This is a genomic window from Tenuibacillus multivorans (assembly GCF_900103915.1).
Taxonomy (GTDB): Bacteria; Bacillota; Bacilli; order Bacillales; family Alkalibacillaceae; genus Tenuibacillus; species Tenuibacillus multivorans.
Genome location: NZ_FNIG01000005.1, coordinates 111635 through 137869 on the forward strand (window position 1 = coordinate 111635; position 26235 = coordinate 137869).

The 26235-nt window shown below is 37.8% G+C and carries 22 protein-coding genes and 1 pseudogene; 18 read left to right on the forward strand and 5 right to left on the reverse strand.

Translation table 11 applies throughout. The features are described 5' to 3' along the window. Positions 1 to 29: 29 nt before the first annotated feature. Both BLP77_RS09265 and BLP77_RS09270 read right to left on the reverse strand, forming a co-directional pair. Positions 30 to 965 (reverse strand): copper amine oxidase N-terminal domain-containing protein, encoded by a 936-nt coding sequence (locus tag BLP77_RS09265; protein WP_093856843.1) that lies wholly within the window; start codon positions 963 to 965, stop codon positions 30 to 32. Between the two features lie 429 nt (positions 966 to 1394). Then, complete coding sequence (locus BLP77_RS09270) at positions 1395 to 2402, reverse strand: nuclease-related domain-containing protein (protein WP_093856844.1); 1008 nt, start codon at positions 2400 to 2402, stop codon at positions 1395 to 1397. Between the two features lie 514 nt (positions 2403 to 2916). Between BLP77_RS09270 and BLP77_RS09275 the strand changes: the two genes are divergently transcribed. From BLP77_RS09275 to panD, 10 genes are all read left to right on the forward strand, one after another. After that, the gene (locus BLP77_RS09275) at positions 2917 to 3915 is read left to right on the forward strand and encodes a Bug family tripartite tricarboxylate transporter substrate binding protein (RefSeq protein WP_093856845.1); all 999 of its coding nucleotides are present in this window, start codon (positions 2917 to 2919) and stop codon (positions 3913 to 3915) included. Positions 3916 to 3993: 78 nt separating this feature from the next. Next, the gene (locus BLP77_RS09280; RefSeq protein ID WP_093856846.1) at positions 3994 to 4455 is read left to right on the forward strand and encodes a tripartite tricarboxylate transporter TctB family protein; all 462 of its coding nucleotides are present in this window, start codon (positions 3994 to 3996) and stop codon (positions 4453 to 4455) included. A 16-nt stretch (positions 4456 to 4471) separates the two neighbouring features. Further along, a complete protein-coding gene (locus BLP77_RS09285; RefSeq protein WP_218118855.1) occupies positions 4472 to 5959 on the forward strand; it encodes a tripartite tricarboxylate transporter permease in 1488 nt (495 codons plus the stop codon). A 26-nt stretch (positions 5960 to 5985) separates the two neighbouring features. Beyond that, positions 5986 to 6672 carry a FadR/GntR family transcriptional regulator gene (locus BLP77_RS09290; protein ID WP_093856847.1) on the forward strand — a complete coding sequence of 229 codons (687 nt, stop codon included), beginning with the start codon at positions 5986 to 5988 and terminating at the stop codon, positions 6670 to 6672. A 1-nt stretch (position 6673) separates the two neighbouring features. Next, positions 6674 to 7360: an RraA family protein gene (locus BLP77_RS09295; protein WP_245686846.1), complete on the forward strand. Its 687-nt coding sequence runs from the start codon at positions 6674 to 6676 to the stop codon at positions 7358 to 7360. Positions 7361 to 7371: 11 nt separating this feature from the next. Beyond that, a complete protein-coding gene (locus BLP77_RS09300; protein WP_176753029.1) occupies positions 7372 to 8430 on the forward strand; it encodes an Ldh family oxidoreductase in 1059 nt (352 codons plus the stop codon). 4 nt (positions 8431 to 8434) lie between these two features. Beyond that, on the forward strand, positions 8435 to 9379 hold the full coding sequence (locus BLP77_RS09305) for an HpcH/HpaI aldolase/citrate lyase family protein (protein ID WP_093856849.1): 945 nt from the start codon (positions 8435 to 8437) through the stop codon (positions 9377 to 9379). Positions 9380 to 9383: 4 nt separating this feature from the next. Next, positions 9384 to 10589, forward strand: coding sequence for a CaiB/BaiF CoA transferase family protein (locus BLP77_RS09310; protein WP_093856850.1), 1206 nt, complete (start codon positions 9384 to 9386; stop codon positions 10587 to 10589). A 31-nt stretch (positions 10590 to 10620) separates the two neighbouring features. Then, the gene (locus BLP77_RS09315; protein ID WP_093856851.1) at positions 10621 to 11670 is read left to right on the forward strand and encodes an AbrB family transcriptional regulator; all 1050 of its coding nucleotides are present in this window, start codon (positions 10621 to 10623) and stop codon (positions 11668 to 11670) included. Between the two features lie 76 nt (positions 11671 to 11746). Then, a complete protein-coding gene (gene panD / locus BLP77_RS09320) occupies positions 11747 to 12142 on the forward strand; it encodes an aspartate 1-decarboxylase (RefSeq protein WP_093856852.1) in 396 nt (131 codons plus the stop codon). A 48-nt stretch (positions 12143 to 12190) separates the two neighbouring features. On the opposite strand, the gene BLP77_RS09325 is transcribed toward panD, so the two are convergent. The 3 genes from BLP77_RS09325 to BLP77_RS09335 all read right to left on the reverse strand — a co-directional run bounded on the left by BLP77_RS09325 (position 12191) and on the right by BLP77_RS09335 (position 17513). Next, complete coding sequence (locus BLP77_RS09325) at positions 12191 to 13450, reverse strand: exo-beta-N-acetylmuramidase NamZ family protein (protein WP_093856853.1); 1260 nt, start codon at positions 13448 to 13450, stop codon at positions 12191 to 12193. 238 nt (positions 13451 to 13688) lie between these two features. After that, positions 13689 to 15788: a glycoside hydrolase family 3 protein gene (locus BLP77_RS09330; protein ID WP_093856854.1), complete on the reverse strand. Its 2100-nt coding sequence runs from the start codon at positions 15786 to 15788 to the stop codon at positions 13689 to 13691. Between the two features lie 12 nt (positions 15789 to 15800). Beyond that, on the reverse strand, positions 15801 to 17513 hold the full coding sequence (locus BLP77_RS09335) for a serine hydrolase domain-containing protein (protein WP_093856855.1): 1713 nt from the start codon (positions 17511 to 17513) through the stop codon (positions 15801 to 15803). Positions 17514 to 17991: 478 nt separating this feature from the next. Here BLP77_RS09335 and nfsA point away from each other — a divergent pair, with 478 nt between their 5' ends. The 8 genes and pseudogenes from nfsA (at position 17992) to BLP77_RS09375 (ending at position 26221) form a co-directional block, all read left to right on the forward strand. Then, the gene (gene nfsA / locus BLP77_RS09340; RefSeq protein ID WP_093856856.1) at positions 17992 to 18741 is read left to right on the forward strand and encodes an oxygen-insensitive NADPH nitroreductase; all 750 of its coding nucleotides are present in this window, start codon (positions 17992 to 17994) and stop codon (positions 18739 to 18741) included. Positions 18742 to 19028: 287 nt separating this feature from the next. Then, positions 19029 to 19178 (forward strand): annotated as a pseudogene (locus BLP77_RS09345) (DUF4025 domain-containing protein); the annotation flags it as partial. A 236-nt stretch (positions 19179 to 19414) separates the two neighbouring features. Continuing rightward, positions 19415 to 20542, forward strand: a complete 1128-nt coding sequence (locus BLP77_RS09350) for a CdaR family transcriptional regulator (RefSeq protein ID WP_093856857.1) — start codon at positions 19415 to 19417, stop codon at positions 20540 to 20542. 89 nt (positions 20543 to 20631) lie between these two features. Next, positions 20632 to 22047, forward strand: a complete 1416-nt coding sequence (locus BLP77_RS09355) for an FAD-binding oxidoreductase (RefSeq protein ID WP_093856858.1) — start codon at positions 20632 to 20634, stop codon at positions 22045 to 22047. After that, on the forward strand, positions 22040 to 23365 hold the full coding sequence (locus tag BLP77_RS09360) for a (Fe-S)-binding protein (RefSeq protein WP_093856859.1): 1326 nt from the start codon (positions 22040 to 22042) through the stop codon (positions 23363 to 23365). The genes BLP77_RS09355 and BLP77_RS09360 overlap by 8 nt, the downstream gene beginning before the upstream one ends. Before the next feature lie 15 nt (positions 23366 to 23380). Then, positions 23381 to 24391, forward strand: a complete 1011-nt coding sequence (locus tag BLP77_RS09365; RefSeq protein WP_093856860.1) for a DctP family TRAP transporter solute-binding subunit — start codon at positions 23381 to 23383, stop codon at positions 24389 to 24391. A gap of 22 nt (positions 24392 to 24413) precedes the next feature. Further along, positions 24414 to 24902: a TRAP transporter small permease gene (locus tag BLP77_RS09370; RefSeq protein WP_093856861.1), complete on the forward strand. Its 489-nt coding sequence runs from the start codon at positions 24414 to 24416 to the stop codon at positions 24900 to 24902. Further along, entirely contained in the window at positions 24899 to 26221 is a 1323-nt protein-coding gene (locus BLP77_RS09375) for a TRAP transporter large permease (RefSeq protein ID WP_093856862.1), read from the forward strand. The genes BLP77_RS09370 and BLP77_RS09375 overlap by 4 nt, the downstream gene beginning before the upstream one ends. The last annotated feature ends 14 nt before the right edge of the window (positions 26222 to 26235 follow it).

Consider the following 26235-nt stretch of genomic DNA (forward strand, 5'->3'; position numbering starts at 1 on the left):
GGGACTTGAAAAAATCAAGTCCCCATTTTTTACTTCTGAATCCAATTCAAATTGTGAATATCCTCCCAGGCTTCTAGTTGATCTTGGTCAGACTCAATTTTATATTCTTCGATGTGCTGTTCGTCTCCGTTAAAAATAAGGGAGAAATCTAATGTACCGATTTGGGTTTGTAGGGTTCCTTTCAAGTAATCGGTTTCTTCATGTTCTGCATATGTTGGTGTTTGTCCCCATTCTTCTTCAATCATCGATTTAGGGAAGTCTAGGTATGGGTGCGGTCCTACGATTCTAGCTTTAGTATCGATATCTACTTGTCTAACTGCTTCTGCAATATAATCGTTAACTTCAAAATAGGTATAAACTGAACCAGATTGTACAACAAAATGGCGTCGCTCTGCACCAGGGAAGTAAACGGTGCTTTCGCTCATGATGCTACCTTTTGATTGAATCGATTCTCGTGGCCAAAACTTAGGTAGTTTTGTTGCTGCATAGCGGGCTTTGCCTAATGCTTTGCTGTCAAACATGTCTTTTAATTTAGGGTCGATGTCGTTAATTTGGACGATATTAGTCGGATTACTAGAGTAAGTTACGTCGTATTCAAAGGTTTCAGATGTGAAGCGTAGGGGTACGTAAATGCGATCGTTTTTAATTATAGCGTTGGTGTCAATGTTAACCGTTTTTGCGTTGACTGTAGCTTGTCTATCATTTGCGATAAATGAAATGGTGATATCTTTGTTTTTATGTGTGATGGTGGCTTGTCTTTTGGCTTGATTCCAGCTTATTTTTGCGTTGGGGTCACCTTTTTCAAAATCTCTTAGTTTGACTAAAGTGCGGTCATCTTTAATGATGACGGGGTCGGTTTGATAATGATTGATGTAGACTTCGAAATCGTTTTGCGCGAAGCTTTGTGACGGTACCACGCTTAAAATGAGTAAAGCTGACATTGTAGATAATAACCATTTTTTCAAAACGGATCCCTCCTTTTTGAGGCAGGTAGGAAGAGGAGATTTTAGCTACCTGCAAAAGTGTAACGACGTCTTTGACTTCGCGTAGGCTTGTCAAATGTCGTATTTCATTAGTGACTATACCACATAAGTGACCGGTTAAACTAGTTGCTTAAGTATCATAATCAAAACAGGAATATTTAACTAATAGAATGGAAAAAGTAAGTTGATATAGTCTTTTTGCAGAACAATCAAAATTCTGGAAAAGGAACGGGGATTATCCACCAAGATCGGGGGACTATCCGCCAAAATCAAGGTTCTATCCGCCTAATAGAGAAGTCAATCCGCTAAAAACAAGGGGCGATCCGCCGTCAGAGGGGTTCCATCCGCCAAAATATGGATTCAGTCCGCTATTACAAGATTCGATTAACCAGAATAATTAATACGAGACCATTAATTCAAGTTCTTAAGTCTTAAATAATAATCAATTAGATAAGCGGAATCTTTTTGAAAATCAAAATTCAATTGATATACTCTATTTCCTTTTTCTCCAAAATAATCGAACCTAGATCTTTGAAAGATTTTTTGCATCGCGTCAGAGGAGTTTATCCCTAGCATCTTTCTTGCTTTTTTGTTAGTGATGGTATTATCAAATATAAGCGCGTATTCAATGAAGGTTCGCATAAAGTATGACCTAACTGATTCCCGACAAAAGGAACAAATCCATTTACTTTGTTGCCTCTTTGACGATAGTTTAAGACAAGTTGGGCAGAGTATGCCATAAGTTAGGTCATGAGCTTTTATCCCCTGTTTTTTCATCATGTCTGAATGTAGTGGTCGATTCTTTTTGATTAATGTATTTGATAGAAATTCGAGTTTTTGTTGGTTAACTTTAATACCAGGATACTTGTTAAGGAGTTCATCAAATTTTTGTTTTAATTGATAACCATAAATAATCCTGGGGTCACGCTCTTCAGCGAGGGTGGCATTTTGATTAACAAAAGATACTAATGTTTCAACGTGTACGTTCGTTAGTCCAAGCTGGTAAAGGAATGATTTAAATTGATGAACTTGCGCGTCTGCTTGGAGGATTGGATCCTGAAAAGTTCTCTTTTCCAAGTCTGTTTGTTGATACATGTCACCTTTTTCATGGTTAAATCGGATAAAGTTTGATAGGTTTTTGATTTCTATGATCAGAAAAAAGTATGACGTGAGGATGAGGGTATCGATTTGATAAAAACTTTTCATGAAGGGGAGGCGTAGATCGTGAAGAATCAACATATCATCACGATCTATAAATTGGATAAAATAGTCATTCGCTAGTTCTCCTTTGTAACCTGAATAATAATTCGTGATCTCATTATTGATGGTTGCGCTTTTCTCATGATTGTTTGGTAATCGAAAGTATATTGCGATTAGTGATAATAGGTTAATAGGAATTTCATGGCCTTTTACTTCCATATCGCTCACCTCTTTATTCTTTTTAACAAAATATAAACTAGTAAAATTGTGGTGTCAAAGGTATGAAAATTGGATTTTAAGGGGGGAAATAGGGGAAAACACAATTTTATCTGAAGAAAATTGTGTTTTCCTATAGAGAAAATGAAAAAACAGAAGAATATTATTTTTTACTTTACTTGTGGAGCCAATAGGAAGATTTAAGTCTCAATCTGAAGTACGAGACGAAAAGATAGATATTGCAACACTATTTAGAGTGAAGTAGCTTGATAGCTTGATTGCCTCTGATAACCTTTCCTTGTAATATTTTTCGCCATAAAAACAGAAAATTACTAATAATAGATATTGACATAAAAGTGTGAATCATATATATTAACTGGTAAATCCAATTAACCAGTTACCCAATTATCCAATTGTTATTTTGAGGGGGGATTTATTATTAAATAAAAAATGTAAGCGTTTTAAATAGCCTGACATACTTGGAATTTGGTAACTGTATAAAAATGAATGGAGGTAAATGATGAAGAAATTATTATCGATTTCAATGTTCATATTATTATTAACTTTTGCTGTAGCTTGTAACACAAGCGATGAGGAAAGTTCTAACTCAGATAATTCTGATGGTGAGTGGGAACCAGATGGAGGCATCACCTTTATGGCAAGTTATGCCCCTGGCGGTGGACACGACACTATGCTCCGTACAATGTCAAGCGTATTAAGTAATGAAGGAATAATTGATAATTCAATAAATGTTATTAATAAGCCTGGTGGTAGTGCAGCAGTAGGATTAGGACATGCAGCTAGTCAAGAAGGAGCAGATGACTATATCTTTTCAGTTACATCATCATACTTAACAACACCACTGCAAGGTAACGTTGATCATAGTTTTGAAGATTTCACACCTATTGCTAGATTAGGTGAGGATCCGTACATCGTATTAGTTAATTCTGAAAGCGGTATCAGCAATTTCAAAGAGTTTGAGGAATTTATCAAGGAAGGTAATGCAACCTTCGGAGGTACATCAACTGGTGGGGGATCACATTTATTAGCTTTGCAAATTGAAGAAGCTTTTGGAGCTAATATTGAATATGTTCCTTTTGAAGGTGATGGTGAAGTAGTAACAGCGTTATTAGGTGGACATATTGATGTTATTGCTGATAATATCCATGCATCGAAAGAGTATATTGAAAATGGTGACATGATACCAATTGCAGTAAGTACACAAGAAAGACTAGAAGAATATCCTGAGGTTCCTACATTAATAGAGTCTGGTTACGATATCGAGTGGACATTATTTAGAGGAATTTATGGACCACCTAATATGCCAGAGGAAGCAAGAGCTTGGTATGAGGAGAAAATGAAAGAGCTAAGTGAAAACGAAAAATGGCAAAGTGAATACCTTGATAAATATTCAATTAAACAGGGTTTTATGAACGGTTCTGAGTTTGAGAGTTACTTAACAGAATTAAATAGTACCTACGAAGAACACTTACGTACCTTAGGTATTATCGAATAGCGTTTTGGAAGGTTTTCTTGTCTTATCAAGAAAGCCTTCTCATTTTAAAAAACTTCCATTAAAAAAGGTGGAATACTTATGAGGAATGCCGAAATTATCTTTAGTTTGTTTTTACTTGCTGTTTCCACGGTTATGTTCATAATAGGTTTAACTTATCCTTATGATACTGATTTTGGTCCAGGCCCTGGTTTTGCCCCTGTTTGGGTTTCTGGTTTAATGATTATTTGTACAAGTGCATTGTGTATATCAACGTTTATTAAATATAGAAAAGAAAATAAAAAAGAAGACTTCTTCAGTTCAAAGATAGGTGTTAAAAATTTATTATTCTTTTTGGGATTATTAATACTTACGATTCTTTTAATTGACCTCATTGGAATGTTAGTAGCTCTAGGTATTTTTTGTATGGTTGTTTTTAGATTTATCGACAAATACTCTTGGAAGCAAAGTATTCTTGTCTCATTAGGAACTACCATTGTTATATTTCTTTTATTTAAATATTGGCTAAAGATTCCAATCCCATCCTCGGGAATTATTTTCTAATGGAGGTGAAACGATAGTGGATTTATTTAGTAATATAGGCCTAGGTCTCGATTTAGTTTTAAATTGGCAAGTATTATTATTAATTTTTGGAGGTAGTATTATTGGAACACTTGCTGGAACTTTACCAGGTATAGGTCCATCAGCAGGGATAGCATTATTACTACCAGTAGCTTTAGGTTTACCAGCGGGGCCAGCGTTAGTCTTTTTAAGTAGTATATATTTAGGGACTATGTATGGAGGAAGAATTACATCTATTTTAATTAATGTACCAGGGGATTCACCGGCTATTGTAACAGCATGGGATGGTTATCCTATGATGAAGAAAGGCCAAGGTGGGATTGCCATGGGGATATCAGCTATTAGTTCATTTATTGGTGGTCTAATAGCATTAATAGTTTTAGCCGTGGCAGCTCCTTTAGTTTCTCAATGGGCATTAAGCTTTTCATCTCCTGAGTACTTTACGATGATGTTATTTGGATTTGCAACCATTGCTAGTTTATCAGATAAAAACTATATAAAATCAATCATTATGGTTTTATTTGGTTTATTAGTTGGTATGGTTGGAATGGATTTTATATCCGGCTTCGGTAGATATGATTTTGTTCCAGAATTATATGATGGGTTTGACTTTGTAGCCATTATTATTGGTCTGTATGGTATTGGAGAAGTTCTATTTAATGTAGAAACTTCATTTAAATTAAACATAAAAAAAGAAAATGTGAAATTAAATAGTATATTTCCTAAATGGAAAGATATTAAAAAAGTCACTGCATCAACGTTAAGAGGTACTGGGATTGGATCATTTATTGGAATGTTACCAGGTGCCGGTGGAACGATGGCAACTTTTTTATCCTATTCAACAGAAAAAAGTGTATCAAAGGAACCTGAAAAATTCGGTAAAGGTAAGATGGAAGGATTAGCGGGACCTGAAGCAGCGAATAACGCATCTGTTGGTGGTGCCTTAATGCCTATGTTAGCACTGGGTATACCAGGCGGAGGAGGTACCGCTGTACTATTAGGAGCTTTAATAGTTTTTGGTCTTCAGCCGGGGCCAAGAATATTTGAAACTTCTGCGGATGTCGTATGGATTATTATTGTCGGTTTATTTGTTGCTAATATTTTACTTTTATTTGCGAATGTTTTCTTAATTCCATTCTTTGTAAAAATAATGTACTATGGCCAAAATTATTTAGGTCCAATTATTGCATTTATATGCTTAGTAGGAGCTTTTAGCTTATCCTACCTTGTGTTTGATGTATGGGTTGCGATTGCATTTGGTATTTTGGGCTACATCTTAAAAAAATTGGATTATCCAACAGCTCCATTTATACTAGCTATAATACTTGGTCCAATGGCAGAGGACTCCTTTAGGCAGTCCATGATTATGTCTAGAGGGGATTATTCCATTTTCTTTACAAGACCTCTAGCATTAACGTTTTTTATTTTAGCAATTCTATTTTTGGTTTACCCAGTTATTAAAAGAAAATTTAAATCAAATAAATAAAATGTTAGTGGAGATAGGTGATTTAGGTGAGCGAACTGAAAATTACTCATAAAAGACTTTATGAGCAGGTTATTCAGAAAATAGAAAGTTTATTTGAATCAGGTGAAATAGTATTAGGTGAGAGAATACCATCAGAACGGGAACTTGTAGAGATGCTTGGCGTAAGTAGAGGTACACTGAGAGATGCGTTTAGAATACTAGAATCGCATGGTGTTATTGAAACGAAAGCTGGTGGAGGTAGGTACTTACGTAAAAATATTAGTAATTTGAGAAGAAGCGAATCTCTAATGGATGATTTAGAAAAGGCTGCAGTAATTGATTTATTAGAAGCCAGAGAAATCTTAGAATTAGGGATGATCGAACTAATATGTGAAAGAGCAGATGATGACGATATAGCAAAGTTAGAAGAAGTTATTTATAAAGCGAGTAATGAGCATAAAGAACAAGTAGAGGAATTCTCATTTAATTTAGCTTTAGCAGAATGTAGTAAAAATATTGTTATGATTAATTTCATGAAGTTAAATATGGACATTTTAAAACAAACTAAAGAAAGAAGCTTTGTAAGTGAAGAATCAATTATAGAAGCACAAAAGGAACACTTGTCTATATTAAAAGCTATTAAAGAGCGAGACGTAAAAAGAGCAAAAAAGGAAGTTATTAACCACTTAGAAAATGTTAAGAGACGTACTGGAGCTATAAAAGGCGGTGTTTAAGTTGACAAGTGAATTAGTCTACCCCGAAAAAATATCAGGTGAATTAATTGAAAAATTATCATCGTTAAATACGACACTTTTATGTGATGCCATGGATGGACATGGAGGAATGGATTACCTAATTAACCCCGTAACTCCTGAAATGAAGATTGTTGGAACAGCTGTTACTGTTAATATGAGGCCAACTGATAATTTGTTTTTGCATAAGGCTATTTATTCAGGTCGTCCTGGATATGTATTAGTGGCTGACGGGAAAGGTGATACGTCACATGCCTATATGGGTGAATTAATGGCAAGAGCGGCTAAAGCAGTTGGACTTGAAGGTGTTGTAATTGACGGGACAATAAGAGATCAACAAGGCTTAACTGAACTTAACTATCCAATATTTTCAAAAGGATTCGTTCCAAATGGTCCCTATAAAAACGGTCCGGGAAATTTAAATACTCCAATTACATGTGGAGGAGTAAATGTAAATCCGGGAGATTTAATTTTTGGAGATAGTGATGGAGTTGTAGTTGTTCCAAGGGACAAAATAGAAAGTGTTATTGAAAAGGCTGAAAAGAAATTATCATATGAAGATGAAAGAATACAAGTTATTTCAGAGTATGAAGAAAAAAGAATTAAGGGTGAAGAGCCTGGTAGTATTGAACCTAATTGGTTGGAAACTAGACTAAAGGAATATAGATGAAGGTGACAAAGATGGACACCAATATTAGAGTTAATCATGAAGATCTTAAGCAATATGTTACAGAGATATTTATTGGAGCAGGATTAAATTCTAGAAAAAGCCAAATGGTTGCAGAACATCTAACAAAAGCAAATCTAAGAGGAATAGATTCGCACGGCGTTACAAGGGTTAGAAATTATACTGACCGTTTACGGAGTGGAGTAGTTAATCATGATCAGGATGTAAAGATAGTCAAAGACTCCCCAGCAGCTGCATTAATTGATGGATGTAATCAATTAGGCATTCTAACGGCAACAGATGCCATGAATATAGCTATAAAGAAAGCAAAGGATAATGGGATTGCCATTGTCGGAGTAAAAAACTCAAACCATTGTGGGATGCTAGCAGATTATACCCAACGCGCAGCAGAAGAGGATTGTGTGTCGCTAGTTACAACTAATGCACCACCGAACATGGCTCCATGGGGTGGTAGAGAAAGATATTTTGGAACTAATCCAATTTCTTATGGTATACCTGGTTATCAAGGGAAAAATATTATTTTTGATATGGCCACAAGTGTAGTCGCTAGAGGGAAAATAAAGTTAGCTCTTAAAAATAATGAAGAAATTCCACTTGGATGGGCCATAACCAAGGAAGGTAAACCAACAACTAATCCTGAGGAGGCAATGGGAGGTGTAGTATTACCAGTAGGTGGGCCTAAAGGCTATGGACTTGCTTTTTATGTTGAAGTCCTTTCTGGCCTTTTAACAGGAGCTAGTTTTGGACCATATCTAGGTCGGCCAGAAGACTTATCAACAACACAAGACATCGGGCATTTTTTCTTTGTTATGCGTGCAGATGTATTTGAAGATATAGAAGTATTTAAAGAAAGAATGAGTCAATTATCCGAAGACATTAAAAAGGTACCACTTGCACAAGGTTTTGAAAAAATTTACTTGCCAGGAGAGATTGAAGCCAATCATTTAATAGAGAGAAAAGAAAATGGCATTCCGTTAAGTAAAGGGGTTTTAGAGGAATTACAATCTTTAGGGCAAGTTTATAATACTAAATGTAAATTAAGTAGGGTGTGATCATTTGAGTATAGATTATACAAAAAATTTAATTAGAAGATCAAGATTAATTATGCCCGCAAATAATGATAGATTTATAGAAAAAGCATTTTTAAGAAATGCAGATTGTATTGTTTTAGATTTGGAAGATAGCGTTCCTATAGATGAAAAACTGAATGCCCAGGGAAAAATAAAAGAAGCAATTCAGACAGTGAAACTGGGAGCTAGTGACGTCATTGTAAGAGTTAATAACGTCAGCTCAATGATTTTAGAAGATATTGATTCTGCCATTTGGCCAGGCTTAAACGGTATATACACTCCAAAAGTTGAAACGGGAGAGCAAGTACAAAATATATCAGCTTTCATTTCTAAATTGGAAGAAAAGCGTGATTTAGAAATGGGTAGTATTAAGATTGGTATTTCAATTGAAACAGCTAAAGGATTAAATAATTTAAATGGAATATTAGGATCTAGTGATCGAATTGATTCTTTAACTCTAGGTGTCGAAGATTTCTCATTAGATACTGGTATAGAAATTTCCGAAGACACTTACAATGCTATGTTAATTCCAAGAATGGAAATTTTGCTTGCAGCAAGAGATAAAAAAATTCTACCAATGGGATTAATGGGTAGCATTGCAAACTTCAGTGATAACCAAGGCATAGAGAAAAGTGCTCGTTTAGCATATAAACATGGTTTCTTGGGTGCAAGTTGTATACACCCAGCCAATGTAGAGGCTTTGAATAAAGGCTTTTCTCCGTCTGAAGCGGAAGTTAAGGAATCGAAAAATATAGTTAACGCTTTTGAGGAAGGTTTAAAAGATGGGAAAGCCTCAATCAATTATAATGGAAGGATGATAGATACTCCTCATTATGAAAAAGCTAAGTTAATATTAGATCGACATGAGAAAATAGAGGAGTATGAAAGAAAAAAGAAAGAAGCACGGGAATTGAATACACAAATGGGGTGAAAATATGACAAATAATAAACAACCTTTAGAAGGACTTAAAATATTAGACGCCTCTACAATGATTGCAGCTCCATGGGCATCAACTTATCTAGCTGATTTCGGGGCAACTGTCATAAAAGTTGAACATCCAACAAAAGGTGATCATGCAAGGAATTTTGGCTCAAAGAAAGAAGGAACTCCATTACTTTGGAAATCATTAAATAGAAACAAAAAAGGAGTAACACTTGATTTAGGCAAAAAAGAGGGACAAGACCTCTTTAAAAAATTAGTTAAAGAGGTAGATGTTGTAGTTGAAAATTTCAAACCAGGTGTGTTTAAAAAGTGGAATTTAGATTGGGAAATTCTATCAGAAATAAATCCATCTCTAATAATGCTAAGTACAACTGGCTACGGACAGACCGGACCTTACTCTGATAGAGGAGGCTTTGGGACTGTTGCAGAGGCTATGAGTGGTTTTGCATCAGTTAATGGTCCTAAAGATGGACCTCCAACTTTACCAGGTATACCGCTTGCTGATGGTGTTACCAGTGTTTTTAGTGCACTTGCTATTATGATTGCCATCTACGAACGAAATCAAAATCCTGAAAGTAAAGGTCAGTATATCGATATTTCCATTTATGAACCGTTAATGAGATTTTTAGAGCCACATATTTTAAAATATGATCAATTAGGTGAAATTGCTGAAAGAATGGGAAACGGAAGTTCAACAAGTGCTCCAAGAAACGCATATCAAACAAAAGAAGGTCACTGGGTGGCATTGTCTGGCGCAGCACAGGTCGTAGCGGAAAGAGTGTTTAAAGCAATTGGAAGAGAAGATTTAATAAATGATGATCGATTTAAAGATAATGAAAGTCGTTTAAGAAACTCGGAAGAATTAGATAACATTATAGGCGATTGGATTAAACAACGAGAATTAGAAGAAGTTGTTGATACCTTTAATGAATGTGGCGCTGTTATTGGACCTATGTATAATATTGAACAATTATTTCAAGATAAACACTTTAAACACCGGGAAACTTTTGTCAATGTTGAGGATGATGATTTAGGTGATATCAATATTCCGAACGTGTTTGCAAAATTTTCTAGAACGCCTGGTGAAATTAAAAGTACTGGTCCTCATAAGGGTGAACATAATGAAGAAATTTTTAAAGGCATGCTCCACTTATCAGATGCAGAATTTAATAGTTTGCTCAATAAAAAAATAATATAAGAGATGTTAACTATTTTCGAAAGGGAATCCTATGATTATTAAAAAACTGTTTTTTTATTTAATAGCATTTTCTACCGGATTTTTCTTAACTTATTTAGGAGTTCCTGCTGGTTGGCTTGTTGGAGCATTAGTAGTTGGAGTTATTTATAGCTTATTTATTGAGCGTTTAACTTTTAGTTCAGCCTATTTTAAATTTATTCTTGGTTTTATTGGTGTTAATATTGGTTTATTAATGAGCGAAGATTTATTACTCATTTTAAGCAAATATTTTTTACCTTTAACTATGAGCATTATTTTAATATTACTAGGTAGCTTAATCTTTAGTAAAATTCTTAGTCATTATACCTTTATTGACAAAAATACCGCTATTTTTTGCTGTATGCCCGGTGGAGCATCCGTGATGATGGCACTAAGTGAAGAATATGGGGCCGATCAAAGGATTGTTTCAGCATTTCATACAACAAGAATTATTTTATTTGTGCTATTAATCCCATTTTTGGCAGGTTTATTTGTAGACGGTAGTAAGTTAATAGCAGAATCCAATATTTTTGAAGGCTTAAATTTTGAGTATTTGTTTTTGGTTAAACTATGCGCATTGATTGGGATTGTATTGTTGTCTTTAGTATTAGCAAAATTACTACCAATTCCTGCTGCACCCTTTATTTTATCTATGATACTTGGTTTCTTGTTTAATCAATTTATTTGGGAAATTAACTCTATGCCATCATTTGTGTTAAGTTTTGGTCAAGTTTTACTAGGTGGCGTAATAGGGTTACGTTTTAACAAGAGTGTTTTATATAAACTAAAAGACATAGGTTTAGTTAGTTTGTTAATCATGTGTTTATATGTTTGTCTTGGACTAACAACCTCTGTGTTAATTTACATGACAACATCTTTAGATTTTGTAACAAGTATGTTAAGTACTGTACCAGCTGGTGCAGCCGAAATGGCATCAACTGCTGCGCTGTTAAGTTTACCTTCTTCAATTGTTGCATCATTTCAGTTAATACGCTTATTAATTCTTTGTATTGCTATACCTTTATTTGCTCCATTAATTTTTAAACATAAAGGGGAGGCTTAGAAGAGTCTTCTCTATTTGTCTATTTGATTAGAGTGCTTTATACTAATTATTAAGCATATTAAAGGAGGGCAACAGGATGCAACGCTTAATGTGTAAAGGTAAGATACATAGGGCAACCGTGACTGAAGCGGACTTAGATTATGTCGGCAGTATCACGATTGATTATAAGTTAATGAAGGAAGCGAATATTAAGCCACATGAGATGCTTCAGATTACGAACATAAGAAATGCGACGCTTTGGAAGACGTATGCGATTCCAGCGCCTGAGGGTTCAGGTAAAATTTGTTTGAATGGACCGCCGGCGCATTTATTCTCACCTGGGGATCTTGTTATTATTTTAAGTATGGGGCAATATACAGATGAAGAAATTGAAGACCTCAAGCCAAGAGTTGTTTTTGTTGATGAAAACAATGAGATTACGAGTGTAGAAGAACATAGCCTCCATTGGCCAGATGGGGTAGAAGTAGAGTAATAAGAAGCCTTGCACAACGGTATGTGCAAGGCTTTCATTATATTTTCTTTAATATAGTAAATAATCTTCGCGGACCTGTCTAAATTCATCTAGTTCATCCTGCCATGCGTCTTGAATGTCACCAACGGATTCGCCGTTTTCAATGGCTTCACGGACCCAACCGTTACCGATCAGGTTGTCAAAGAAGGAAATGCCAGCGCTGTTTTCTGCGCGGAACTGGAAGTCTTCAGGGTATAGATCATGAATCGCTTTTACGATGTGTAATCCTGTTTTCACAGGATTGAATGATTGTCTGTGTTCAACATGGATTTGAATGCCATGTGATAGATCTCCGGCGTGTTTTGAGAATGTTGGTGTAAAGGATGCGGCACGGAAATTGACGCCAGGTATGTTTTGGTCGTTTAAATGTGTCGCTAATTCATCGGCATTGATAAACGGTGCGCCGATCAATTCGAATGGTTTGGTTGTGCCTCGCCCTTCAGAGACGTTCGTTCCTTCGATTAAGGCTGCGCCTGGGTAAACGATTGCTGTATCTAAAGTTGGCATGTTTGGTGAAGGAAGAACGAATTCTAATCCGGTATCATCGTAATACATATTACGTTTCCAGCCGTTCATTTCTACAACGGTTAAGTCTGCGCCAATTTCAAATTCCTCATTAAACAGTTTGGCTAATTCCCCGACGGTCATCCCGTGGCGAAGCGGGATTTCATAGTTTCCGACAAATGATTTGTACTCTTCTTCTAATACTGGTCCTTGTACCTTTGTTCCGCTTTGTGGGTTCGGGCGGTCAAGTACAACAAATTCAATGTCGTTTTCGGCTGCTGCTTCCATCGCATAAGCCATCGTGTAAATGTACGTGTAGAAGCGTGTCCCAACATCTTGAATATCAAATAAAAGAATGTCTACGCCTTCTAACATATCGGGAGTTGGTTTACGTGTTTCGCCGTATAGGCTGTAAACAGGGAGTCCGGTTTTTTCATCGATGTAAAACTCGACGTACTCACCGGCTTGAGCACTTCCGCGTACGCCGTGCTCTGGGCCATATAACGCGGTCAAGTTGACATCTGGGTCGTTGTGAAGCGTATCGACAACGCTGTTAAGTTCATTGTCAACGCCAGTTGGGTTAGTGATTAAGCCAACATTTTTGCCTTCAATTAAATCCTTTTGATCGTTTAAAAGGACTTCCACACCAAGCTCGAATTTTTTCTGTTTTCCTTTTGCTTTGCCGTTTCCATTATCGGCCATCACGACCGATAGTGATGTTAAAACGAGCATGAGTGAGATAAGGGATATCACCCATTTTTTCATTTTAAATTCCTCCTCAACCTTTATATTAATGAGAGCCAGATTGTCCAAGTTACGCTCGTGAGTGTCCAAGTTACGCTTGCGATTGTCCGAGTTTCACTTGTGATTGTCCAAGTTATGCGTGTGATTGTCCGAGTTTCATCCATGATTGTCCGAGTTTCACACGCATGCTCAAGTTTCGCTCGGAAGACCTGGCTCATCATTATAGAAAATCGCCATTTGAATTTAAAAGAAGCTTTTATTAATAACTCAATCCATGTCCAAATTCGTATAAAATGTCATCATCAACAGTTGGTATCGTAACTGGTAGCTTACCAGTTGGATTGTTTTCGCCAAAAATCGTATTAGCGGTTGCCACAAAGCTTGCTTCTCTAAAGCCGTATTGCGCGATAAAGGCATCAATTTCTGGGTAGGCACTGATATCGTAAGGGTTGCGGATGCCTACACCGATGACAGGGCTGTCGGTTTCCTCCATAATCGTGTTAATCATCTGCATTTGCGGATTATCTGGAGAGCGACCGGAAACGTTATACGTGTAAGTTCCTGCAATGACTGCATCGGCGTTACTGATTTGTTCGAGCTGTTCATCTGTTAAGTTACCTGCTGATTGGATCACAGTTGTGTTATCGTGATGCGTCTTTATCGCATCTCCCAGACTTGAGATATAAGTGTTTCCGATAACGACAATGTCTTGGTTAGAGTCTAGATCTAGCGGTAGAGCATTCTCATTTTTCACTAACGTAATGGAAGCTTCAGCTGCTTCAGTTTCAACTTGTTTATGTGCTTCAGAGCCAACAACTTCTAAGGCACGATCGATTTTATCTTCAACTGGTTCAGGATTTTCATCCTTAATAATGCCGCGATTCAGTTTTAAGGTTAAAATTCGCTCCACAGATGCGTTGATGCGTTCTTCAGAAATGTCACCTTCACTAATAGCAGTTAGCAACCCGTCTCTAACCTCTTCTAAACCAACAGGCATTAGAACAATATCAGAGCCAGCTTTAACCGCGCGAATGACCGCATCTACTGGTCCGAAATGGTCGGTAATCGCGTTCATGTTTAACGCATCAGTCGTAATGACACCGTCGTAACCCATTTCTTCGCGCATCAGTTCCGTTAAAACTTTATGGGATAGTGTAGCGGGTAACGCAATTTCTTCACCGGTTTTCTTTGAGATGACTTTGGTGTCATCAATTTTTGGGAACGTCACGTGCGCGGTCATCACCATATCCAGTCCAGCATCCATGGCTTGTTGGAATGGATAAAGCTCAACTTCTTTTAAACGTTCTTTTTCATGGGGCACTTCTGGTAACCCAAGGTGTGAATCAACTGCCGTGTCTCCATGACCTGGAAAGTGTTTCGCGGTTGCGGCTACACCTGTTGATTGTAGGCCTTTAATATAGGAAATCCCCATATTGGCGACAAGTTCTGGATCTTCACCAAATGAACGAACACCAATGACCGGGTTGTCTGGATTATTGTTGACATCTACGACTGGTGCAAAGTTAGTGTTGATACCAAGCGCGGTTAGTTCTTCACCGATGGCTTGTCCAACTTGATAGGAAATATCCTCGGAACGAGCGGCTCCTAATGCCATGTTACCTGGAAAGTCGGTACCTGATTGAAGGCGTGTAACAATACCACCTTCTTGGTCAATCGTCATGAGAAGCCCGAATTTTTCAGTGGCGTCTTGATAATCCGAGACCAAACGTGTTGTTTGTCCAGTCGTCACAACGTTTTCACGGAATAAAATGACCCCACCAAGGTGGTAATCCTCGACGAGCTGTTCAATCTCAGGAAGCATCTCGGTAACATCCTCGCCATCCCATGTACGGAAATCCGGCATCAGCATTTGCCCGACTTTTTCTTCAATGGTCAAAGAATCAACCGAGTCTTCAACAATGCTATAGCGTTCACCTTTTTCTTTAATGAGGTTAACACTTGAAGCGGGTTTACCTTTTCCTTTACTTCTCGGTTCAACCTTGTAATCAATAGCAATGCGATCCTCGAATTGACCGTCAGTTACATAAATAAAGGTACGTCCGTTTTGTCCAGTCAACGTGACATGGCCTTGATCATCGACTGTCGCTACATTTTGGTTCGTAGAGGTCCATTCTAAGTTGGAGGAGGTTGTCATAAAGTGACCTTCCTCAAAAACTTTAAGTGCTTTAAGCTGAATGTCTTCTGTATTAGGTTCAAACTCTGGTACGTTTTGCAAAATGATTAAATCCTTCACCGTCTGTCCTGATGCGGAGGCTTTTTGCTCTGGTGACAGGAAGCTTAATTGGGATAAAACTAATATAAACGTCAGACATAACATGGTTGCTTTTCGAGTTTTCATACAAACACCACCTTAATAATTTCTTTCAACCCAGCCGTTACCTAATAGCTCCGGTTCTACTACTTCGCCATTAGGCTGTTCCATCGTCACGTTATCGATATACCAGCCTCGACCGTTGACTGCGCCGTCTGTTTGGTAACTAAAGCGAACGAGTTGAGTTCCAGCTGGGATTTCAACGATTTCGTTTTGCCAATCAATACTACTATTCGTAAACTGACTGATTCTCGCCCAATCCTCGCCGTTATCGGATACTTCGACGTAACCAAAATCATAGTCTGTTTCGATTCGGTGCCACGTATCAAACGAAAGGAGGGCATCTTCTGTCGTATTAACCTCTGCCGTTAAGTTGTGCTTAAGATTGTCACCATACCCTGAGAACCAGGCTGTTCCGTCTCCTGGAATTGAAACGGGAATCGAATCAGCTACTTGTCTTGCTAACGCTCTTCTTGCTGGGTTAGTAGAGACAGTATCTCGTGTTGGGTGTACCCGGTTCGTTAATAAAATTGCAATCGTATCATTGTTCTGATTGATGACGATTGATGTTCCGGTGTAACCGGTATGGCCTAATGTGGTTCCTTCCGAAAGCGCGTCCATAAACCAGCCTTGACCAAGCTCCCATCCGAGTCCGTGATCATCACCAGGGAATTGCGGGATTTGATTTTCGACTAGCTCTTTGACGGTTTCTTCTTTGAGGATGCGTTTACCCCCATAACGACCGTCATTTATAAACATGTGCGCGAATTTCGCTACGTCCGAAGCCGTCGAGAAAACACCGGCGTGACCCGCAACGCCATCAAGTGACCATGCATTTTCATCATGCACCTCGCCCCATACTAGACCACGATCAATATAAGGTTGATATTCCGTTGCAGCAATTCGGTGCTTGAGAGATTTGGGCGGATTGTACATTGTATCGTCCATTCCTAGTGGGTCCGTAATATGCTCTTTAACATATTCATCAAGTCTTTGCCCCGATAAACGTTCAACGAGGGTTCCTAGCGTAATCATATTTAAATCACTATACGTATACGAATCACCAGGTTCATTACTTAATGGGTGCTCGAGCACAATTTGGACGCGTTCTTCACGGCTATCTCCTTGTGTATACAATGGAATCCAAGCAGGAAACCCTGATGTATGCGTCATTAACTGGCGTATCGTGACATCTTCTTTATCATTTTCCGCAAACTCAGGCAAATGTTCAGAAACGGAATCATCGAGTTCAAAATAACCTTCTTCATATAACTTCATCGCAGCCGTGGTCGTAAAAATTTTACTAATGGAAGCCAGATCAAATATCGTATCTTCTTGCATTTTTATAGGCTGATCAGTTTCTGTAAACTGATCGTCTGTATACTGGTAGGTATAGCCATAAGCATCATGCTTCACAATATGACCCCTTCTAGCGACAAATGCGACAGCACCAGGCATGACCTGATCAGAAATCATCTCTTCCATGATCGGATCAATCTCATCTAATGCTTGCTGAACCATCCCGGCACCAGTAGTCGACCCTGGATGAAGCACAGGGGAAGTCGGGCCAGGTTCATCCCAAGTGAATGACGGATGAGCTTGATAATGCGTATTCTTATGATTTCGCTCTTCCATAGTCGGGGTAGGCTCCTCCTTATCGTCTGCTGACGATGCGTTCTGAGGTGACATGAATAACGTTACACCTAATAGTGTCACAAGCGTAATTGAGATCGTCTTATTGATCCTATTCATTGAAAACCTCCTTAATTATTCAATTTTTGCTGTATCTAGATGAACGTTCGTTATGAGGTTTGGTTAGAGGGTGTGAGTTAGTTAATGAAGCGTTTTCACATTCGGGGTAAAAAAATATTTCACCACCTTTGCCATTTTGGTGAAAAATAAATTCAGAATTAAATTAACATTCAAATAATTAACTGTCAAATACGGTAAAACCGCATAATGACAGACAATTGACCTAGTTTTTTCTTATGACTTAGGCTGAGTATTTAAAATTGTAGTTCCAAATGTCTAAATAATGTAGGAGAGGAGGATGAGTGGGGATAAGGTTTGTTGATCACTTAGGTCGAATGGGTTAATTTATGGACAGGGTGTTGAACAAACGTTTGATTGATAAAATTTCGACCTCAAAGCGAAATGATTGAAGCGTTAGGACGGTTCAACTACACTTTTAATCATGAGATATAAACTACGAAAAAGGTGATGAACTAAAATGTACGAAAAAACGATCAACTTATTAAAAAACCATACGTCAATTCGTAAATATAGGGATGAAACGATACCTAATGAGGTTTTATATGAAATGATTCAAGCGGCACAACATGCGGCGAGCTCAAGCTTTGTACAAGCATATTCGATCGTGAGAGTAACGGATCCCGAAAAAATAGAGAAGCTTGCTGAATTAAGCAAAAACCCACAGCAAATTACGTCAGCACCAGTTGTATTGCTGTTTTGTGTTGATTTCAAGCGGCTAGAATATGCGAGTCAAAAGCATGATGTAAAGCTGAAGGCAGACAATCTTGAAAGCTTTTTGGTCGGAACAGTGGATACAGCTTTACTCGCACAAAATTTTGTTATTGCAGCTGAATCTAAGGGATATGGAATTTGTTACATTGGCGGAGTACGTAATAATCCAGAGCAAATTAGCGACTTAGTATCATTACCTGATAAAGTGATGCCGTTATTTGGTATGACAGTCGGTGTGCCTGATGAAGAACAATATGTTAAACCACGCTTACCATTAGAAGCGGTCTTACATGAGAATGACTATGATGAAGAAAAATATACGGATTTGATTGATCAGTATGACGACCAAATGAGAAAGTACTATGCCACACGTAAAACCAACCAGAAGAATGTGACTTGGTCAGAGATGATGAGTAATATGTTACAAAACCCTAAACGTCCGTTTATGGAGGAGTTCGTGAAGGGGAAAGGGTTTTTGGCAGGTAAGAAATTATAAATTTTATCATACCTGCATAAGCGCAACTACGTCTCTGACTTCGCCTTAAAAGGCTCGTCAATCGACGGGTTTTCTTTACACTTTAAGAAAATTAAACCTTTTAAAGGATTAAATTATGTGAAAAACTAAGGCTTTCGCCGTTAGAACTTGGCGACAAGCCAAGTTTTTCTCAAAAGAATAATCCCTGTATCTTGAATGGTTACGATTCCAATTTCTGCTCATAATAAAACTAAAATCAATTGTTTGGAGGTTTTATTTTGGCTAAAAAGAAAAATCAAATGAATGAGGATAGTCGTAAAATTGCAGAAAAAGACTTTGAACCCTCTTACTATAATGAGGAGTCCCAGTTTGAAAAAGGATTAGCTGAGACACACGAGCAAGTTTCAGATGATTATTCTGAAGGGACGATTGATCGGAAAGAAGGGAAAGAAGATTAAAGTGGTGATTAAAAACTCGGTTCATTTAGAATCGAGTTTTTATTTTATTAGAATTTGGGTATCGCCCTAAATGAATGATTGAGTATACTTCAGTAAAACAAGCAGGATTAACCGGGCTAGATTAGCCAGATGCATGCGTATTTTTGTTAAATTCATACTTAATTCCTATTTATATATCTAGGCTATCTTTTCAAATATGTTAAAATATTTAAAAAGAAAAACAAGGATTGGTTTAAATGGGCGATTTTATTCTTACGGATGATTTGGCAGAGAATATTGTTTGGGAAGTGCAAAAACTCATTAACGAGGATGTTATTTTAACGAATGAAATTGGGATTATCGTAGCTTCAACGGATTCTACCCGCTTAAATGATTTTCATGAAGGTGCTAAGAATGCAATGGAATCCCAGCAGAATATGATCATGACGGAGGAATTGACACATGTGTTACAAGGGGTGAGAGAAGGGATAGTACTTCCTATTATTGTTCATGGGAATGCATTAGCAGTGCTTGGTATAACGGGGGATCCTAATGTTATTGAACCTTATGCGATGTTAGTTCGAAAAGTGACCGAGTTAGTTGTACAGGATTCGGTGAATAAGATGGATGAGGAGAGCCACGCACGAGAGCGTGAATTTTTTGTGTTTGACTGGTTGCATGCTAATGAGGTGAGTGATTATATCATTGACCGAAGTCAGTTCTATAACATTAATATTTATAATTATGAGCGTGTAGTTGTGTTTAAAGTTGAAAATTCGACGTTTCAATTTAGTTATCGGGATATTAAGATGTTAAAGGCAATGTGGGACCAGCATAAAGAAGGGTTATTCATTAGATGGGGGCAAAATCGTTTATTGTTACTGTTAGAGCAATATGAAAGAACGGAATTAGAAAATAAATTGAAGCGATTTCGTTTAGAGTTAAATGAACGGTTCAAAGTTGATGTTGCAATCGGAGTCGGACTACCTGCCCGTTATGAGACATTAAAGCAGTCGTTAGATCAGGCTGAACGAGCGTGCGAAGTGGCGACGCGTTATAATCGAGTGGTTTTCGATAATGATTTACGTTTTGAATTGTTACAACAGTCATTAGATGCAAACGTGAAACAAGAGTTTATAAAGCGGACGATTAATCCATTAAAAGGAGAGCATGAGTTGGTTGAGACAATTCATCAATGGTTTAAACATGATTTATCGATTCAGAAAACGTCTGATACGATGTTTATACATAAGAACACATTAAACTATAGATTAAAAAAGATAGAAGAGCTTACGGGATTAGATGTCAAGCAGATTCATCACCTAGTTTTATTATACACCGGATATCGGTTTTTGTGGGAAGATACAAAAAAGAGAGCGAAATAGCTCTCTTTTTTATTTGTTCGCACATTGATTTAGTAATATTCAGAATAATATAATTAATCTAAAGGTTTTGAAGGAAGGAGGCGGGGGTAATTTTAGACGAAATAATCATCAAAGAATTTGAAGACATTGTTGGTGTACATAATATTCAGGATTCCAATGCGACGCGATTAGCTTATTCATACGATGCAACTGCTAGTTTCCAGTCATTACCTGATTTAGTTGTCTCGCCACGAAATACAGAGGAAGTCGCTGGAATCGTGAAGCTTTGTCAAAAGCATGGCTTACCAATTGTTCCGAGAGGCTCGGGGACGAATCTCGCAGCAGGAACAACTCCAAGTCAGGGCGGTGTGGTTCTTATTTTCCGTAATATGAACGACATCGTTGAGCTAGATGAAGAGAACTTAGCTCTAACGGTACAACCAGGGGTCTTGACAGAAGAGATTCACCAGTATGTTGAAGAACAAGGTTTATTTTATCCACCTGACCCAAGCTCTGGGAAGATTTCTACAATTGGTGGCAATATCAGTGAAAACTCAGGCGGCTTAAGGGGTTTGAAATACGGTGTTACAAAGGATTACATTTTAGCTTTAGAAGTCGTGTTACCTAACGGTGACATCGTTCGAACCGGTGGTAAGCTTGCCAAGGATGTTGCTGGATATGATTTAAAAAGTTTACTCGTGGGTTCAGAAGGGACATTAGGAATTGTAACAGAGGCAACATTAAAATTAATTCCTAAGCCGTTTTATAAAGAAACGATGTTGGCAGTATATGAATCCTTAGAAGATGCAGCTGAAACCGTCTCGGCCATTTTAGCGAATCGGATTATTCCGGCAACGTTAGAGTTTATGGATCAGGGAACGATTCAAGTTGTTGAAGGATATAAACAGATTGGATTACCAACCGATTGTGAAGCGATTTTACTCATTGAGCAAGATGGCCCTAAAGAGATTGTAGAGCAAGATATAGAAAAGATGTATAGCATTTGTAAGGAGTATGGAGCATTGAGTTTATCGAAAGCGGTTACAGAACAGGAAGCAGAAGAACTGACACGTGCGAGAAAAGATGCGCTTTCGTGTTTAGCATATTTATCTCCTACAACAATTTTAGAGGATGCAACGGTTCCTCGAAGTAAAATCGCACCGATGGTTAGGGAGATTAAGAAGGTGGCTGATAAATATGATGTTCGCATTCATACGTTTGGCCACGCGGGTGATGGTAACCTTCATCCGACCTGTGCAACGGATGCTCGGGATAAGGAGGAAATGGCTCGAGTGGAAGAGGCTTTTGCAGAGATCTTCCAAATTGCCGTTGATATGGGAGGTACAATCACAGGAGAACATGGTGTTGGGGAAATGAAAGCGCCTTATCTCGAATGGAAAGTAGGCGAGTTAGGGATCGAAATTATGAAAGCGATTAAGCAAGCAATTGATCCAAATAACATCATGAATCCTGGCAAGGTGTTTGCAAAGTCTACAAAAAAACGTGTGGTGGTATCAAATGTCTAGTGCAGAGCTTCAAAGTCGAATTCAGCAAGGTTTTCAAGAGGAGATTGAAGAAACGAAACTGCTTGATTGTATGCGATGTGGCTTTTGTCTACCGGCTTGTCCGACTTATATTCATTCCAATTATGATGAAGCACAATCACCAAGAGGTCGGATTGCTTTAATGAAGGCTGTTCGAGATGGTGATCTTCCTTTTGATGATTCGGTCGAGGAATCGTTAGATCTATGCTTGGGATGTCGAGCATGTGAACCGGCTTGTCCGGCTGGTGTTGAATATGGGTCACTTCTTGAAAGTGCTAGAAATGTGATTCAAAAAGAAAAGAAACAGTCGGTTAAAGAGAAGGTTGTTCGACATGCAGCGTTTGATCATTTGTTTAAAGATCAGCAGAAAATGAATCGTACAGCAGGTATGGTGAAGTTTTATCAACGGTCAGGTTTGCAAACGCTTACAAGAAAAATGGGAATTCTATCATTTTTCCCATCTGTTATGAAGGATATGGAAAAAGTGTTGCCTCGAATTGAAAAAAATGAAGTTGAAAAGGGTGTGGTATATGAAGGGAAGAGACAGAACAAAAAAGTAGCGTTTTTTACAGGATGTTTAATGGAGCCGATGTTCTCTAAGACCAATGAAGCAACTGTAAACCTACTACAGGAACTAGGTTGTGATGTATGGGTTCCTGAACATCAAGTTTGTTGCGGTGCACTTCAAGGGCACAGTGGAGAATTGGATAAGGCTCGAGAGAATGCAAAGCAAAATATAGAGAGCTTTCTGGAGATGGATGTAGATTATATTGTGAACAATGCAGGCGGTTGTGGTGCTTTCCTATCTGAGTATGACCACTTGTTAAAAGATGAGCCTGAATTGTTAGAGAAGGCCAAAGCTTTTTCAGACAAAATTATCGACATTACGTCATTGATTTATGAACTAGGGCTTACTGAAAAAGGTTTAAGTTATATAGGGGACAAAGAAATAACTGTTACATACCAAGACTCCTGTCATCTAAGAAACGTCAATCTTGTCAAAGATGAACCGAGAGAAATCTTAAAGTCTATCGAGAATGTCCATTTTGTTGATCTAAAATCTGCTGATCAATGTTGCGGTTCTGCTGGAATCTATAATTTGGTCCAACCTGAAATGTCTATTCGAATATTAGATAACAAGATGGAAGATGTAGAGAGTACTCATGCCAGTATCATTATAACGACGAATCCAGGTTGTTTATTACAGATGAAGATGGGGATTGAACGGGCTGGATTATCAGACCAAATGGAAGCGCTTCATTTAGTTGATTTTATTCAAAAATATATTTTAGAGAATTAGGGGAGGATTTTTAAAATGAAAAAGAAGTTGTTGTTTTTAGTTTCAATTGGTTTAATCGTGTCACTATTAAGTGCTTGTTCTGAAGGTGGTTCAGCAGGATCTGCTGAAAACGAATCGTATGAATTACAAATGTCCGTTACGGTAACTGAAACATCGACATGGTATGAAGCAGCTGAGAAGTTAGCTCAAGATTTAGAAGATGAAACGGATGGAAGAATTACGATGGAAGTTTACCCTAATGAAGGTCTTTCAAATGGGGACTCTGGGCAAGCGGTTGAATTGTTATCTAGAGGTAATATTGATTTAACATTTAACTCAACGATCATCTATTCGATTTTAGATGACCGCTTTGGAGTTGCGAGTGCGCCATTCCTTTTTAGAGATCTAGAAGAAGTTGATAAAGTCTTTAACGGTGAAGGTGGCGAAGCAATTAATGAAGTGTTAAGAGATATTGGAGTTGAGCCACTTGGTTTTGGACAGAATGGTTTCCGTCAAGTAACAAATAGTGCTCATCCGATTAAATCACCAGGGGATATTGACGGATTAGATATTCGTATTCCTGGTATTACAATGTATACGGATTTATGGAGAGAGCTTGGGGCGAACCCATCAACCATGACATTCTCTGAAGTATTTACATCATTACAACAAGGTGCGATCGATGGTCAGGAGAACCCAATTGATGTTATTCATTCCTCTAAGTTAGAAGAAGTACAAGATTATATTACCATGTGGAACTACTCTTATGACCCACTTGTATTAGGGATTAATAAAGAATTATACGACTCCATGAGCGAAGAAGATCAAGAGTTAATTAGTCGTTTAGGAGCTGAAGCAGCAGACTATCAAGTCGAATTAGCACGTGAGAAGGAAGCAGAACAGATCGAAGAATTAAAAGATGCTGGTATGCAGTTCTACTATCCAACTGATGAAGAATTGGATGCTTTCCAAGAAGCTGTACAACCGATTTACGACGAGTATGAAGATATTTGGGGTTCTGATTTACTAGAAGCCTTCACACCTTAATTTAAAAGAGAGGGGATTAGACATGACTAAATGGTTAGATCATATCGAGGAAGTAATAGTCGCAGTAGTATTAGCGGTCATGTCCATTATCGCATTTACTAACGTATTAACTCGTAATTTCTTAGATTTATCACTTGCTTTTACAGAAGAAGTAACTGTTAATTTATTTGTATTTTTAACTTTTGTAGGAGCCTCAATTGGTGTGCGTAAACACGCGCACCTTGGCTTCTCTTTGTTATTTGATATCTCGCCTAAGTCTATAAAGAAATCAATCATTGTTTTCCTAGCGGTTATTGCGATTGTCTTTTTTGTGACAGTCGGTTATTACGGTTATGATACAGCGTTATATCAAATGGATATCAATAATAAAACGCCTGCCCTTGGTTGGCCACAATGGATTTATACGATGGCACTTCCCATTGGTGCTGGATTATGTCTATTAAGAACGATTCAGGTGTCTATTAAACAGTGGAAAGAACTAGTGAACGGGGAACAGGAGGTAGATGAATGATTACGCTTGTATTATTTGGTTTGTTTTTTCTATTAATCTTACTCAGTGTACCGATTGCTATTTCACTCGGAATTACCTCTATTGTTGCCCTCTATTTAATTGATGGAACGACAGGGTTAACGTTAATTGGAAGTATTATGTATACAAGTATTTCTAAATTTACATTATTAGCGATTCCATTTTTTATTTTAGCAGGTGTGATCATGGAACATTCCGGAATCTCACGTCGGCTGATTAATTTTGCTCAAGCTTTAGTGGGGCACTTTAAAAGTGGAATTGTATTTGTCACAGTATTTGTCGCCTTATTCTTTGCAGCCATTTCGGGTTCTGGTCCGGCTACAGTAGCTGCCATTGGTAGTATTCTAATACCTGCCTTAGTTCGAAATGGTTATACGAAGGAAACAGCTTCGTCACTTGTGGCTAGTTCGGGTTCTGTTGGGATAATTATTCCACCAAGTATTGCGTTTATCGTATTTGCCGTTGTGGCAGGTGATCAAATAGATGTCACGATTGGGCGTTTATTTATAGCTGGGATTGTTCCAGGGGTTCTATTAGCCTTGGCGTTAATTATCACAACACTAATCGTTCGTCGTCGAAATGATCAAAAATTAGTGACGAATGATCAACCTTTAAAACAAGAACGAGCTTCACTTTCAGAAATCGGTAAAGCGTTTTTATCCGCGTTTTGGGGACTACTCATACCGATTATAATTTTAGGTGGAATCTATAGTGGCTATTTCACACCGACTGAGGCGGCGGTAGTGGCAGTATTCTATGGGTTATTTGTAGGCATAGTGATATATCGTGAATTATCGATTAAAAAATTATACCGTGTGTTCGTAGAAGCATCGTTACAAACAGCGGTCATTATGTTTATTGTCAGTGCGGCCTCGTTATTTGCACATATCATTACGTCTGAGCGTATTGCTAGAGACATTGCCGATTCGATGCTGACGCTTACGGAAAATCCAATTATTATTCTATTAATGATTAACTTGCTTCTATTAGTTGCGGGTGCGTTTATTGATGCGATTTCAGCATTCTATATTTTTGTTCCGATTGTTCTTCCCGTCTTACTATTTATTGAGGTCGACCCAACTGTTATCGGGGTACTTATGACAGTCAACTTGGCCATTGGGTTATTTACGCCGCCAGTAGGTTTAAATTTATATGTTGCATCGGGTATATCGGGCGCATCATTAGCAAGTTTATCGAAATCAATCATACCGTATTTAATAGCATCTATTATTGTTTTATTTATGATCACATATATTCCTAGCATTTCTACATTTTTACCAAATCTATTAGGAATAGATTAAAGAGGAGGACATCT

Coding starts and splice junctions, on each gene's coding strand:
- BLP77_RS09275 (WP_093856845.1), top strand. CDS start 2,917: ATGATGAAGAAATTATTATCGATTTCAATGTTCATATTATTATTAACT.
- BLP77_RS09365 (WP_093856860.1), top strand. CDS start 23,381: ATGAAAAAGAAGTTGTTGTTTTTAGTTTCAATTGGTTTAATCGTGTCA.
- BLP77_RS09375 (WP_093856862.1), top strand. CDS start 24,899: ATGATTACGCTTGTATTATTTGGTTTGTTTTTTCTATTAATCTTACTC.
- nfsA (WP_093856856.1), top strand. CDS start 17,992: ATGTACGAAAAAACGATCAACTTATTAAAAAACCATACGTCAATTCGT.
- BLP77_RS09360 (WP_093856859.1), top strand. CDS start 22,040: ATGTCTAGTGCAGAGCTTCAAAGTCGAATTCAGCAAGGTTTTCAAGAG.
- BLP77_RS09370 (WP_093856861.1), top strand. CDS start 24,414: ATGACTAAATGGTTAGATCATATCGAGGAAGTAATAGTCGCAGTAGTA.
- BLP77_RS09350 (WP_093856857.1), top strand. CDS start 19,415: ATGGGCGATTTTATTCTTACGGATGATTTGGCAGAGAATATTGTTTGG.
- panD (WP_093856852.1), top strand. CDS start 11,747: ATGCAACGCTTAATGTGTAAAGGTAAGATACATAGGGCAACCGTGACT.
- BLP77_RS09330 (WP_093856854.1), bottom strand. CDS start 15,788: ATGAAAACTCGAAAAGCAACCATGTTATGTCTGACGTTTATATTAGTT.
- BLP77_RS09300 (WP_176753029.1), top strand. CDS start 7,372: ATGGACACCAATATTAGAGTTAATCATGAAGATCTTAAGCAATATGTT.
- BLP77_RS09335 (WP_093856855.1), bottom strand. CDS start 17,513: ATGAATAGGATCAATAAGACGATCTCAATTACGCTTGTGACACTATTA.
- BLP77_RS09325 (WP_093856853.1), bottom strand. CDS start 13,450: ATGAAAAAATGGGTGATATCCCTTATCTCACTCATGCTCGTTTTAACA.
- BLP77_RS09315 (WP_093856851.1), top strand. CDS start 10,621: ATGATTATTAAAAAACTGTTTTTTTATTTAATAGCATTTTCTACCGGA.
- BLP77_RS09280 (WP_093856846.1), top strand. CDS start 3,994: ATGAGGAATGCCGAAATTATCTTTAGTTTGTTTTTACTTGCTGTTTCC.
- BLP77_RS09270 (WP_093856844.1), bottom strand. CDS start 2,402: ATGGAAGTAAAAGGCCATGAAATTCCTATTAACCTATTATCACTAATC.
- BLP77_RS09310 (WP_093856850.1), top strand. CDS start 9,384: ATGACAAATAATAAACAACCTTTAGAAGGACTTAAAATATTAGACGCC.